General features: G+C 55.5%; 13 protein-coding genes and 1 pseudogene. 7 read left to right on the top strand and 7 right to left on the bottom strand.

Annotation, left to right across the window (positions count from 1 at the left end; all coding sequences use genetic code 11):
• Positions 1 to 78 precede the first annotated feature (78 nt).
• The 3 genes and pseudogenes from ACR0DE_RS12290 to guaA all read right to left on the bottom strand — a co-directional run bounded on the left by ACR0DE_RS12290 (position 79) and on the right by guaA (position 3363).
• The gene (locus tag ACR0DE_RS12290; protein ID WP_480753411.1) at positions 79 to 966 is read right to left on the bottom strand and encodes a DMT family transporter; all 888 of its coding nucleotides are present in this window, start codon (positions 964 to 966) and stop codon (positions 79 to 81) included.
• Positions 967 to 1153: 187 nt separating this feature from the next.
• Positions 1154 to 1746, bottom strand: a pseudogene (locus tag ACR0DE_RS12285) (acyltransferase).
• Positions 1747 to 1803: 57 nt separating this feature from the next.
• Complete coding sequence (gene guaA, locus ACR0DE_RS12280) at positions 1804 to 3363, bottom strand: glutamine-hydrolyzing GMP synthase (RefSeq protein WP_480590580.1); 1560 nt, start codon at positions 3361 to 3363, stop codon at positions 1804 to 1806.
• A gap of 70 nt (positions 3364 to 3433) precedes the next feature.
• Between guaA and ACR0DE_RS12275 the strand changes: the two genes are divergently transcribed.
• Positions 3434 to 3874 (top strand): GNAT family N-acetyltransferase, encoded by a 441-nt coding sequence (locus tag ACR0DE_RS12275; protein ID WP_480753409.1) that lies wholly within the window; start codon positions 3434 to 3436, stop codon positions 3872 to 3874.
• A 134-nt stretch (positions 3875 to 4008) separates the two neighbouring features.
• A complete protein-coding gene (locus tag ACR0DE_RS12270; RefSeq protein ID WP_480753406.1) occupies positions 4009 to 5553 on the top strand; it encodes a trimethylamine methyltransferase family protein in 1545 nt (514 codons plus the stop codon).
• Here the strand turns inward: ACR0DE_RS12270 and ACR0DE_RS12265 are convergent, their stop codons facing one another.
• The gene (locus ACR0DE_RS12265) at positions 5554 to 5853 is read right to left on the bottom strand and encodes a DUF6477 family protein (protein WP_170510243.1); all 300 of its coding nucleotides are present in this window, start codon (positions 5851 to 5853) and stop codon (positions 5554 to 5556) included.
• A 241-nt stretch (positions 5854 to 6094) separates the two neighbouring features.
• Here ACR0DE_RS12265 and ACR0DE_RS12260 point away from each other — a divergent pair, with 241 nt between their 5' ends.
• On the top strand, positions 6095 to 7192 hold the full coding sequence (locus ACR0DE_RS12260; protein ID WP_170645964.1) for a DUF6456 domain-containing protein: 1098 nt from the start codon (positions 6095 to 6097) through the stop codon (positions 7190 to 7192).
• Between the two features lie 60 nt (positions 7193 to 7252).
• Entirely contained in the window at positions 7253 to 8176 is a 924-nt protein-coding gene (locus ACR0DE_RS12255) for a hydrogen peroxide-inducible genes activator (RefSeq protein WP_170732036.1), read from the top strand.
• 51 nt (positions 8177 to 8227) lie between these two features.
• Here the strand turns inward: ACR0DE_RS12255 and ACR0DE_RS12250 are convergent, their stop codons facing one another.
• Positions 8228 to 8776: a peroxiredoxin gene (locus ACR0DE_RS12250; RefSeq protein WP_170645965.1), complete on the bottom strand. Its 549-nt coding sequence runs from the start codon at positions 8774 to 8776 to the stop codon at positions 8228 to 8230.
• 262 nt (positions 8777 to 9038) lie between these two features.
• Here ACR0DE_RS12250 and lipA point away from each other — a divergent pair, with 262 nt between their 5' ends.
• Both lipA and ACR0DE_RS12240 read left to right on the top strand, forming a co-directional pair.
• Positions 9039 to 9989: a lipoyl synthase gene (lipA, locus tag ACR0DE_RS12245; RefSeq protein ID WP_170405410.1), complete on the top strand. Its 951-nt coding sequence runs from the start codon at positions 9039 to 9041 to the stop codon at positions 9987 to 9989.
• Positions 9986 to 11131 (top strand): amidohydrolase, encoded by a 1146-nt coding sequence (locus ACR0DE_RS12240; protein WP_480753403.1) that lies wholly within the window; start codon positions 9986 to 9988, stop codon positions 11129 to 11131. Before lipA ends, ACR0DE_RS12240 begins: the two co-directional genes overlap by 4 nt.
• On the opposite strand, the gene ACR0DE_RS12235 is transcribed toward ACR0DE_RS12240, so the two are convergent.
• Positions 11121 to 11294: a hypothetical protein gene (locus tag ACR0DE_RS12235; protein ID WP_170421327.1), complete on the bottom strand. Its 174-nt coding sequence runs from the start codon at positions 11292 to 11294 to the stop codon at positions 11121 to 11123. The genes ACR0DE_RS12240 and ACR0DE_RS12235 overlap by 11 nt on opposite strands.
• Positions 11294 to 11842 carry a hypoxanthine phosphoribosyltransferase gene (gene hpt / locus ACR0DE_RS12230; RefSeq protein ID WP_480753400.1) on the bottom strand — a complete coding sequence of 183 codons (549 nt, stop codon included), beginning with the start codon at positions 11840 to 11842 and terminating at the stop codon, positions 11294 to 11296. Before hpt ends, ACR0DE_RS12235 begins: the two co-directional genes overlap by 1 nt.
• 72 nt (positions 11843 to 11914) lie before the next feature.
• Here hpt and ACR0DE_RS12225 point away from each other — a divergent pair, with 72 nt between their 5' ends.
• Positions 11915 to 12358 carry a type II toxin-antitoxin system RatA family toxin gene (locus tag ACR0DE_RS12225; protein WP_170405416.1) on the top strand — a complete coding sequence of 148 codons (444 nt, stop codon included), beginning with the start codon at positions 11915 to 11917 and terminating at the stop codon, positions 12356 to 12358.
• The last annotated feature ends 25 nt before the right edge of the window (positions 12359 to 12383 follow it).

The following is a 12383-nucleotide window of genomic DNA, read 5'->3' as shown; positions in this document are numbered from 1 at the left end:
GCCTCGTTACCGCTTTTTACTGTCTTAAACTTTAAAATTGGGTCAACCGGTGACGGAGCGTTATTCAGCAAAATAGCTCTATGCGGGTGTTGCTGAATTGCTACGGTTCTCGGACCAAACGTTCAGGAAAATCCCGGCAAAGATCACCACGGCCCCCAGCAGCGTCCAGTGATCCAGCGGCTCGTGATAAAGGACCATCCCGAGGATCGCGATGGTCGGAAGGCGTGCAAAATCAAACGGCACGACCACGGTCGCAGGCGCGATGGCCAGGGCATTGGTAATACAGTAGTGGGCCAATAGGCCTGCCAAGCCGACAAGCAAAAGAAGCGGCGCAGTCGTTAAGGTTGGAAGTGTGATTTGCCCATCCAGACCTGATGCAACCAGACCCAAACCGGCCTGCATCAAAGTAAGCCAGAACATAATGCATCCGATGCTGGCTGCGCGCGTTAAGGACTTGGTCGATATTGCTGTTAACGCGAAGAAAATCGCAGATGCGGCCGCAGCAATAACGCCGGCACTAAGTGTGGCGGCCCCTGGACGGGCCACAATGAGAATCCCGGCAAATCCGATCAGGGCTGCGGTCAGACGCAAAGCGGTCAACCTCTCGTGCAGCAGCAGTGGGGACAGCAGGATCACCCAGATGGGCTGAGTGAATTCGAGTGCAAAGACCTGGGCCAACGGGATCACCGTTACTGCATAGAACCACAGGTTCTGCCCGATGAAATGCAACACGTTTCGAATACCATGCAAACCAAGACGTTCGGTGGTTACCTGATGCCATTTGCGTGAAGCCGAGAGGACGATTGCCACCACGCAGATACCAACTAGGCTGCGATAGAACATGATCTCAAAGGTGTCGTGCGTCACGCTCAGCTCGCGGCCGGCAATGGCCATCGATGTGAATGAGGCGATCGCCCCTGTCATCCACAGCGCCGCCTTACCGATCTGCATTTTATTGCTGTTCATGAGATCTCTTACATGTGCCGTGGTGCAACGGGCTGAATAGATTGCGTTTTACCCGATGAAGCAAGGCTAAATGTAAGTCTGGCCGTCTATGATCGCTTTGGGTGAGCGGCTTAGATGATGCCAGTATTCTGACGCGAACCCGCAAATAAAGGGGGTTCTTAACCGGTCAGCGCGCTGGCACTGATACTCAGGTGGTTGGCAGAGCTTTGCTGACCGAATCGCCGTTCAACACGTATCGAGCACCGGTATGAGGGCAGGTAACCTCACCACGACCAGTGAGAGGGATATCCAACTGCTCGCCATACTCGCTCATCCAGCCAATCTGTTTGGCAGCGACGCCCACCATCAGTGCGTATGGCTTCACGTCTGCATTAACCACGGCACCTGCACCGATAAACGCGTATTCCCCGATTGTAGCACCGCAAACGATCGTGCAATTGGCGCCCAGCGTGGCCCCTTTCTTTACCAGAGTATTGCGGTATTCGGCCTTTCGTTCGATCAATGAACGCGGGTTGTACACATTCGTGAACACCATGCTCGGCCCACAGAATACGCCGTCTTCCAGCGTGGTGTTGTCATAGTTCAAAACGTTGTTCTGAATTTTTTGCAATCGTCGCCAATTATGACCTTGTTCCCAACGAATACATTCTGCCCAAGTGAAACATTTCGGCCCAGCTTAGCGCCGCCGCAGATGTGCACCCAATGCCAGATTCGGCAGCCATCTCCGATCTGTGCGCCTTCATCGACGATTGCCGTTTCATGTACCGAGTAGTTGCTCATCGAATTGTCCTTCTCCCGTCAAACGCGGTGCATTTCAGCACTGTCGAGGGGGAATAATCACTCCCATTCAATCGTTCCGGGAGGTTTCGAGGTGATGTCGTAAGTGCACCGGTTGATGCCCTTGACTTCGTTGATGATACGCGTGGCGGTTTCACCGAGGAATTCGTGGCTGAACGGATAGTAGTCCGCTGTCATGCCATCGACGGATGTGACCGCGCGGAGGGCGCAGGCGTAATCGTATGTTCGTCCATCCCCCATTACACCGACTGTGCGCACCGGAAGAATGGCGACAAAGGCCTGCCAAATCTCATCATACAGACCATGTTTGCGAATCTGGTCGATATAGATGGCATCGGCTTCGCGCAGGATCTCAAGCTTTTCGCGAGTTATCTCACCCGGGCAGCGAATGGCAAGGCCGGGGCCGGGGAAGGGGTGGCGACCGATGAAGCTGTCGGGCAGGCCCAACTCTCGGCCCAACGCGCGGACCTCGTCCTTGAAGAGTTCACGCAGAGGCTCGACCAGCTTCAAACCCATCTTTTCAGGCAGGCCACCCACATTGTGATGCGATTTGATGGTCACAGATGGACCGCCCGAAAACGACACGGATTCAATCACATCTGGATACAGGGTGCCCTGTGCCAAGAACTCGGCGCCGTCGATTGTGTCGGCGTGTTTCTGGAACACGTCGATGAACAGCTTGCCGATAATCTTGCGCTTGGTCTCAGGATCGGATTGACCATCAAGTTCACCCAGGAACAGTTCACTTTCGTCCGCGTGGATCAACTGGATGTTGTAATTGTCGCGGAACATGCCGACGACTTCGGCAGCTTCGTTCTTGCGTAGCAGCCCATGGTCGACAAACACGCAGGTCAGCTGATCGCCAATCGCCTCATGTATCAGGATCGCCGCAACCGAGCTGTCGACACCGCCAGACAAGCCACAAATGACTTTTTTGTCCCCGACCTGTTCGCGGATCTTGCGGATCATCTCGTCCCGATAAGCCCCCATGGTCCAATCGCCCTTGAACCCTGCCAGTTTGACAAAATTCTCATAGAGCTTTGCACCCTTGGGTGTGTGATGAACCTCGGGGTGAAATTGCACCGCATAGAAATGACGCGAGGCGTCGGCCGTGATGGCATACGGCGCGTTGGGTGAAGTGCCGAACACCTCAAAACCCGGAGCGATTTCGCTTACATGATCGCCGTGGCTCATCCAGACCTGCTCGTCACCTTCGGCGAACCAGCCATCGAGGATATCAAGCCGATTATTCTGAGTAACAAATGCGCGGCCAAATTCTGCGGTGCCGTGCCCGCTTTCAACCTTGCCGCCCAGTTGATGCATCATCACCTGCTGACCATAGCAGATGCCCAGGATCGGCACGCCGTAGTCAAAAATCTCTTGCGGGGCGCGGGGTGAACCCTCGCGCGTAACACTGTCAGGGCCGCCCGAAAAAATGACGGCCTTGGGCGCCATCTCTCGCACGAAATCCATCGTGACGTTCTGGTAGGGGTGGATTTCGCAATAGACGTTCAGTTCGCGCAAGCGGCGGGCAATAAGCTGCGTCACCTGGCTGCCGAAGTCGATGATCAAAAGGCGGTCATGGCTGTCTTGGGTCATGATTGGCTATTAGGTCGCAAGCCTTGCTTGTGCAAGCGTAATGACGTCAATTCAGCGAGGAGGCTGATACATGACCACCATAAAACTCAGAACTGCCGAACGAAGCGACGCCAAGTCGATACAAGTTTGTATCGCAAGCGCTTATGCCGATGCGATGAGAGACATTGCCGATCTGCCGGATGTTGCGTCTGGTATCGAGGAAGAGATCGCAGAGCATCAGGTCGTCATTGCTGAAGTGGACGGTGCACTTCTCGGTGTCATCATATTCGATCAACAGGCCGAGGCCGTGATGATATTCAATCTCGCCGTTTCGCCAGAGGCTCAGGGCAAGGGTATTGCGCGGCAACTGCTTGCAGTTGCTGAAGCTAAGGCCGTTGAGGCCGGGCTTTCAGTCCTGCGCTTGCGGACACATCGGCTGATGCGTGCAACCCGCGAAATGTACACTTATCTGGGTTGGGTTGAGGTCGAGGTGTCAGGAAACACTGTCGTTATGCAGAATAAGGCAAAGTAGTAACCGACAGACATATGTCGCAGCGGCCCGCGGTTCATGTCGCTTTTACCTCTAGAGCGCCGTAAACTACCTGTGGCGAAGTTTGCCGTTCATGTAACACATCTACCAAACCAACCAATCACGGGATTTACTCAATGGCAGAGGCAAACACCCGGCGCAGGGCACGGGGTGGCGGTGGTGCCGCCCGTCGTGCCGAGCGTACGGCGGTCAAGATCGAAACCGCGAAATATATCGAACGCAATATCCCCAATTTCGAGGTCCTCAACGAAGAGGCGCTGGAGATTATCGAAACCAATGCGGAAACCGTATTGGCTGAGATTGGCGTCAATTTCATAGACAATCCGGCAGCGCTTGAGCGCTGGAAAGACGCGGGTGCAGATGTCGATGGTGAGCGTGTCCGCCTGCCGCGCGGCCTGGCACGTGAGCTGATCAAGACCGCCCCTAGCGAATTTACCCAGCACGCCCGCAATCCTGAGAAATCGGTAGTCATCGGCGGTCGCAATATGGTTCTGGCTCCGGTCTATGGTCCTCCGTTCGTACGCGATGCGCAAGGCGGACGTCGTTACGCGACAATGGACGATTTCAACAAGTTCGTGAAGCTGGCCTACATGTCCAAGTGGCTGCACCATTCGGGCGGTACGGTCTGCGAACCGACAGATATTCCGGTAAACAAGCGCCATTTGGACATGCTGATGGCGCATATGACTCTGTCCGACAAACCGTTCATGGGTTCGGTCACTGATCCTAGCCGGGCGCAGGATTCGATCGAGATGTGCGAGATCCTGTTCGGCAAAGAGTTCGTGCAGAACAACACCGTGATGACATCGTTGACCAACATCAACTCGCCGATGACCTTTGACGACGTGATGATGGGTTCTCTCGAAGTTTATGCCGCAAACAATCAGGCCTGCATTATTTCGCCGTTCATCGTGGGTGGTGCTATGGCACCGGTTTCGGTCGCGGGCACGCTGACGCAGGTTCTGGCCGAGGTCATGGCAGGTGTAGCATATAGCCAGATCATCCGTCCGGGTGCTCCTGCGATCTTTGGGGCATTCGTATCGTCGATCGACATGAATTCAGGAGCGCCGACCTTTGGCACCCCAGAGGCTTCGCACGTCACTTATGGCGCGGGTCAGTTGGCGCGCCGACTGGGTCTACCATATCGCTCTGCGGGTTCGTTCTGTGGTTCAAAATTGCCGGATGCGCAAGCTGCGTATGAGACCGCGAACTCGTTGAACATGGGTCTTATGTCGGGTGTGAATTTCATGCTGCATTCCTGCGGTTGGCTCGAAGGCGGCTTGGTGGCGGATTTCGAGAAATTCGTCATGGATGCAGATCAGTTGGGCGTCTTGCACGGATTGGCCAAAGGTGTGGCCTATGATGAGAATGCACAGGCGATGGACGCCATCCGCGAAGTCGGTCCCGGAGGTCACTATTTGGGTTGTGCCCATACGCAAGCCAACTTCAAGGAAGCGTTCTGGAAAACCGATCTCTTGGATTACAAGCCGTTTGAGACCTGGGAAGAAGAAGGCGCCCGCGATACACGTACGCTGGCTTCGGCACGGGTTGAGCATCTGTTGGCGAACTACCAGCAGCCGCAGCTTGACCCTGATGTAAAGGCGGCGCTCGACGCATATGTTGCCGAAAAGAAAGCATCGATGCCGGACGCGTTCACCTGATTACTGATACTGCGTTGCGCGACTGGCCTGATACAGTTGCGCTTCGCCATTCAATGCAATCAGCAGATCAAGATGGCGAACCAGTGAATAGGCCGCATCTTCTTCGATGCGCTGCGCGTTTATCTCACGCTCCAATTCCAGCAACCGGATCAACGCTGCTCCAGTGGCCGGCGTTGATCCATACCCAAGAAGCCGTTGCAGGTGGCGGTCGCGATTATAGTCCTGCGCCCCGATCTTGGCGGCACGGGCCAGTAGTCGCGGGCGGCGGAGTGTGGTGATCATGGTCATCAGGTCCTGCACGGCAGCTTTCCTTCTTTTTCAATTTCGCTGTCTGAAATGTGACACAACCTAAGCGGGTGTTGCCTTGTGCGGGATCACCCCGAACTATGGTTTCACCACTGTTTATCTTTTTGAATCAATTCTGCTCTGTGCCGTCTGTGATTAACGAACGAGTAACGAAAGCAACTCTAGTTAGATTTGGTTAACTAAGAATCCGACGGCTAAAACTGTCAGTTTGTTTTGTCGACGAGGGCGAAGAAATATGGAAAACAGCGTGGCATTCACCGTTCCGGCATGGGTCCCCGAAGGGGCGCAGCGATATCTGGACCACACAGAGTCAGGACGGTCCATACGGGATATCGCACGGTCTGCGGGGTGCCATGCATCGACCATTCTGCGTCAGATCCGCAGGGTCGAGATGCGCAGGGACGATCCTTTGGTGGATGCAGCTCTGCATTCTCTGGCCCAGTCACACTTTGCGCCAATGGAGCGCACAGGTTCTGCATTTGCAATCGTGACGTCTGAAGCAGAACGGCCCGAAGCCCAAGACGACGAATTCGAGCGCGAGTCGCTGCGTGTACTGAGGCGCATGTGTGAATCCGGTGCAGTGCTTGCCGTGGCCGAGGATATGGACAAGGCTGTTGTGGTTCGGGACAACGGCGAAGGTGGAACTACTAAAACAGCAGTTGTAGATTGCCGGATCGCGCAGGCTCTGGCGCTGAATGATTGGATTTCATGCGATAGTCCGGGTCGGATCTCGCGCTACCGGATTTCAACCTCGGGCAGGGCTGCGCTAAGTCATTTGATTGCCGAGGCCGAAAACCGAGCGCGCACGCAGAATGAATTTGGCATGGCGGAAGCGCAGGCCGCATTCAAACCCGCAACTGCGGGTGCAAGGGCGCCATCACAGCCTCGCGTCCGTTACAGCACTGTGGAAAGCCCGCTGATCGCTTTGGCGCGCCGCCGCGACCGGGATGGCAAGCCGTTTCTGGATGAAACTCTGGTGAGCGCGGGCGAGCGCTTGCGTGAGGATTTCGAACTGGCCCAGATCGGACCTCAGGTCACACAGAATTGGGATCGCTTTCTGACAGGCGGTGGACGCGGTGACTTTGCCTCGGACAGCCATGTGGGGCGAGGACCTTCTGGTGCCAGGGATCGTGTGGCCCGCGCGCTGTCTGACCTTGGGCCGGGTTTGAGCGACGTCGCGCTGCGCTGTTGTTGTTATCTAGAAGGGCTTGAGCTGGCCGAAAAGCGGATGGGCTGGTCTGCGCGATCAGGCAAGATCGTGCTGCGGATCGCGTTGCAAAGGCTGAAGCGCCACTACGAGGACCAGACCGAGCGGGATCGGATGATCGGCTGAACGATTCATGCAGCCATATACCGGCCTTGCGGAAATGACCCCAAATGATAGTCAGGGGTTATGAATTTCACCTTCCGCCAGCTGCAATATTTCCAGGCCGTCGCCGAACAGCGTAACTTTGGCCGTGCCGCGCAGGTCTGCCATGTGTCGCAGCCTGCGCTTTCGGTTCAAATCAAGGCACTGGAAGACTCGATCGGTGGGCCGTTGTTCGAACGGCAGGCCCGCGACATCCTGTTGACACCACTTGGTCGAGACGTTTTGGACTATGCCCAACATGTCCTGAACGCGGCCGAACGGTTGGATCGATTTGCGCGCGACCATTCGGGTGGCCATAGGTCCCTGTCGATCGGGATTATTCCTACGGTTGCACCTTATTTGCTGCCGGGGGTGTTAGCCGGGTTGCGGGCTGCGGATGTCTCGTTGCGGGTTCAGATTCGTGAGGCCCGGACCGAGCGATTGCTATCCATGTTGGGCTTGGGTGAAATAGATGCCGCCGTACTGGCGCTGCCCTTGGGAAATGGAACTTTCCACGAAGAGCCACTATTCGAAGATCGGTTCTTGCTGGCAGGAAGTCAGACTCGCTTGAATCGATTGACCATCAGCCCGGAAGAGTTGCGGCCTGTGGACTTGAAGACAGCGCAGTTGATGCTGTTGGAAGACGGGCACTGCCTGACAGATCAGGCGCTAGAAGTTTGCGGTCAGGATCGTACCAGCGGCCAAATTAATATGGGTGCGTCCTCACTTGCCACGTTGTCGCGTTTGGTCGCCGAAGGGTTTGGCCTGACGTTGATGCCTGAACTTGCGGCGCAGGCCGAGACGGATGCAGTCCCCGGATTGCGATTGTTGCGATTTGGTGCGCCGCAACCGGCGAGGACCATTGGCCTGGTGCGTCGCAGCTCGACCGGAGCAGAGGAGTGGTTCGATCGATTGGCGCAAGTAATTCGGCAGGTCGGTGAAGACGTGGTAGCTAAAACTCGAACCTAACGAAATAGGCCCGCCGAAATGGCGGGCCATTCAAAGTAGTGCATGACAGGATTATACAAGCGCCGGTTCGCGGGCTTCGTCCAGATGCTTCATTAGGTTTTCTGGGGACGACACGCCGTAAGGGTCTTCGGGGCAGTTATCCATCAGGCCGGGCTCTTCGAACCATGCCTCCACAACGCCATCGTTGACGATGGCTGCGTAACGCCACGAGCGCATGCCAAAGCCCAGATTGTCCTTGTCGACCAGCATACCCATTTTACGCGTGAACTCACCGGACCCATCAGGAATGACCTTGACGTTTTCCAGACCCTGATCGGCGGCCCATTTGTTCATGACAAAGCTGTCGTTGACGGACATGCAGTAGATTGCATCGATGCCCTTGGCCGCAAAATCGCCGTGGCCTTTTTCGAAACCAGGCAATTGATAGGTCGAGCATGTCGGGGTGAATGCGCCGGGCAGCGAGAACAGGATAACGCGCTTGCCTGCAAAATAATCCGCAGTTGTCTTGTCTTCCCAACGGAACGGGTTGGGGCCTTCGACGGCCTCATCGCGGACACGGGTGTGGAAGGTTACGTCAGGTAGTTTTGCACCGGTTTTCATCATCAAACTCCTGTGATTCACATATGTTTGCCGCGAGAGTTAAAATGATTCTAACTCGGCTTCAATGATATATATGCTGCAAAAGCATAATATCTTTGTTGGCGTTAAAGCATTATAAGTAATGCGTAAAATGATGTGCATGGTCACTTTCGCTGCACGCGCGTAGACGTGCTGCATAGCGGCTATGCGCCGCTGGTGTAACCAAATGAGTCGGTCTATGTTATGAACAAAGAAAATTGACCCAAAGTCAGGAAAGCCAGCTGTGCGTGATCTGAAAATACCCGAGCAAAGACACCCCGAAAAGGCACATCGACCTGACAATGCGGCTCCGCGCAAACCGAATTGGATTCGTGTCAAAGCGCCGGGTGGCAAGGGCTATGCCGAGACGCACAAGATCATGCGTGACAATAATCTGGTCACCGTCTGCGAAGAAGCCGGATGCCCGAATGTGGGTGAGTGCTGGAGCCAGGGTCACGCGACCATGATGATCATGGGCGAAATCTGCACGCGCGGTTGTACCTTCTGCAACATTGCGACCGGTAAGCCGGATACTCTGGATGCATTTGAACCGGGTCGCGTGGCGCATGCGGTGCAGAAGCTGGGCTTGAACCATGTGGTCATCACATCCGTGGACCGGGATGACCTGCTCGATGGAGGCGCTGATCACTTTGCACAGACCATCCGTGCGGTGCGACACCGCTCGCCCAAGACTACGATCGAGATTCTGACGCCGGATTTCCTGAAATGCGATCCCTCGGTGCTTGAGATTGTTGTCGAGGCCAAGCCAGATGTGTTCAATCACAATCTTGAAACGGTGCCGGGCCTATATCCTCAGGTGCGTCCCGGTGCGCGATATTTCCACTCATTGCGCTTACTGCAGCGGGTCAAAGAGATGGACCCGTCCATTTTCACCAAATCCGGCATAATGGTCGGACTGGGCGAGGACGAGCAGCAAGTTCGTCAGGTAATGGATGACATGCGCGCGGCGGATATCGATTTTCTGACTATCGGTCAGTATCTGCAGCCAACACCCAAGCATCATGGCATTGACCGCTTTGTTACACCCGAAGAGTTTGCGGCCTATGAAAAAGCTGCGTTCGGCAAAGGTTTCCTTATGGTCTCGGCAACTCCTTTGACCCGGTCGTCTTACCATGCGGGCGATGATTTCGCCCGTTTGCGCGAAGCTCGACAAAAGAAGTTGAATCAGAGGTGAAACCCGAACTTCAATCCTGGCTTACCGAAAAGCGCCATGAACTGCATCAAGTGCCTGAGATATCGGGCGAGGAACGTGGAACCGCGACGAGTATCTCGAACTTGCTTCAGGCGTGTGATCCCGATGCGGTTCTGACAGGTATTGGTGGCCACGGTGTCGCCGCGGTTTATGATAGCGGACAGCCCGGACCAACCATCGGAATCCGGTGTGAATTGGACGGTTTACCGATCCAGGAAATCTCAAGTGCACGATACGCGTCGCAACATCCCGGAAAGGGGCATCTTTGCGGGCATGATGGCCATATGGCGATGGTGCTTGGTGTTGCCTTTGTATTGGGGGACAAGCGTCCGACCAAGGGGCGGGTGGTTCTGATTTTTCAACCCGCCGAAGAAACCGGTCAAGGTGCGATTGCCTATCGTGCTGATCCCAAGTTTGCGGATATCGCTCCTGACTATGTGTTTTCTTTGCACAATTTGCCGGGTTTGGAATTGGGCGGGGTTGAGCTTTGCTCGGGTCCGGCGAATTGCGCCTCGCGTGGGATGCGAATTGTTTTGACGGGCAAAACCTCTCACGCGGCGGCTCCTCAGGATGGAGTGTCGCCAGCCGGTGCGCTGGCAGAGCTTATGCCTGCTTTGGCCATTCTGGGGCAGGGTGGGGCGCTGGATGCAGAATATGCGCTGACAACGGTAACCCATGCTAGGCTGGGTGAGGCCACTTTTGGTATCGCACCCGGTCAGGCCGAACTGTGGGTGACCCTGCGCACGGTCTCGGACAGCCGGATGGCAAGCCTGATCCGCGACGCAGAACAGCTGGTGACTACACGTGCTCAGGCACAGGGATTAGGTGTTGAAATCACCTATGACGATGTGTTTGAGGCTTGCACAAATTCGGGTGAAGCCGTGCAGATCCTGTCAGAGGCCTGCCAAAGCCGCGACATTCCTTGCAAGCTGGTTGCGACACCACAAAGGTTTTCGGAAGATTTCGGGCAGTTCGGAAAAGGCGCAAAAAGCGCCATGTTCTGGCTAGGCGCGGGGCGGGATCATCCGCAGCTACACAACCCCGACTATGATTTCCCGGATGCTTTGATCCCGATCGGGACAGATATTTTTTTGGCTGCTATCGAACAAACGCTCAAGGCCTGAGTTTTCTGGGCTGGCTTTCTGCCCATTCGGGCCACCAACCCATATATTCAATTCCGGCAATCATCAGGCAGATAAGGATCGCGCCAAACACCAGTTTCACGCGCCGTTCCGAGGGCGGGTTTCGCCCCCATTTCGACATGCGAACAAAATGGCGCAGACTCATCAGTCCTGATCTTCGACAAATCGAACCTTGCCGATAAACGGCAGGTTGCGATTGCGCTGCGCATAGTCGATGCCATAACCCACGACAAATTCATCAGGGATTTCAAACCCGATCCAGTCCGAGCGGAAATCAACCTCGCGCCGGCTGGGTTTGTCCAGAAGGGCGATGGATTTCAACCGGTGCGGCTTGCGGGTGCGGAGCAGCTTGGAGACGTGGTTCAGGGTATGGCCAGTATCCACGATATCCTCGACCACCAAAACATCGCGCCCTTCAATAGCGCCGCGTAAGTCCTTAAGAATACGAACTTCTCGACTGCTTTCCGTCGAGTCTCCGTAGGATGATGCCTCAAGAAAATCGACCTCGATGGGCAGGTCCAGCTCACGCACCAGATCAGCGATAAAGACGAAGCTGCCGCGCAGCAGGCCGACAACGACCAGCTTGTCGGTGCCGCCGAATTCAGCCGTTATTTCGCGGCAAAGCTCTTCGATCCGGGCAGCAATTGCCTTGGCCGAGATCATCTCATCTATCACATATGCGCGCTGGCTCATCGCTGCCCCCTTGATCTTTGGCGCGCAACATACGAAATCACGCGCCATTGTCACCAGTTAATCCCGGATATCATGCCAACCCATTCCGAGACCCGCCCGCTGCCTTACACCGCTCAGCAGATGTATGATCTGGTCGCGGATGTGGCGAAATACCCCGAGTTCCTGCCATGGTGCGCGGCGGCCCGCATTCGTCGGACCTATCAAGCCGGAGATGGCAAGGTGATGGAGGCGGATCTGGTGATTTCATTCAAGGTGTTCCGCGAACGCTTTGGCAGTCGGGTCACGCTATTTGATGAGCTTAAACGGATCGATACCGAGTATCTGGACGGCCCCTTCAAATATATGCGCTCGGATTGGGAGTTCGAAGATACGGATGATGGCTGCAACGTCTCGTTCCACGTTGATTTCGAATTCAAGAACGCGGTTCTGCAAGGAATCATTGGCGTGGTTTTCAACGAAGCCATGCACCGTATCGTCCGAGCATTTGAACAACGTGCTGCCGTCCTGTACGGCTGAGGCTTTACGCCCGAGCGGCGCGCGC

Source organism: Ruegeria sp. C10, assembly GCF_056537805.1.
This window is presented reverse-complemented; position numbering and strand designations above follow the sequence as displayed.

Excerpts from the sequence above, each read along its gene's own strand:
- ACR0DE_RS12290 (WP_480753411.1), bottom strand. The coding sequence starts at position 966 with ATGAACAGCAATAAAATGCAGATCGGTAAGGCGGCGCTGTGGATGACA.
- guaA (WP_480590580.1), bottom strand. The coding sequence starts at position 3,363 with ATGACCCAAGACAGCCATGACCGCCTTTTGATCATCGACTTCGGCAGC.
- ACR0DE_RS12275 (WP_480753409.1), top strand. The coding sequence starts at position 3,434 with ATGACCACCATAAAACTCAGAACTGCCGAACGAAGCGACGCCAAGTCG.
- ACR0DE_RS12270 (WP_480753406.1), top strand. The coding sequence starts at position 4,009 with ATGGCAGAGGCAAACACCCGGCGCAGGGCACGGGGTGGCGGTGGTGCC.
- ACR0DE_RS12260 (WP_170645964.1), top strand. The coding sequence starts at position 6,095 with ATGGAAAACAGCGTGGCATTCACCGTTCCGGCATGGGTCCCCGAAGGG.
- ACR0DE_RS12255 (WP_170732036.1), top strand. The coding sequence starts at position 7,253 with ATGAATTTCACCTTCCGCCAGCTGCAATATTTCCAGGCCGTCGCCGAA.
- ACR0DE_RS12250 (WP_170645965.1), bottom strand. The coding sequence starts at position 8,776 with ATGAAAACCGGTGCAAAACTACCTGACGTAACCTTCCACACCCGTGTC.
- ACR0DE_RS12235 (WP_170421327.1), bottom strand. The coding sequence starts at position 11,294 with ATGAGTCTGCGCCATTTTGTTCGCATGTCGAAATGGGGGCGAAACCCG.
- hpt (WP_480753400.1), bottom strand. The coding sequence starts at position 11,842 with ATGAGCCAGCGCGCATATGTGATAGATGAGATGATCTCGGCCAAGGCA.
- ACR0DE_RS12225 (WP_170405416.1), top strand. The coding sequence starts at position 11,915 with ATGCCAACCCATTCCGAGACCCGCCCGCTGCCTTACACCGCTCAGCAG.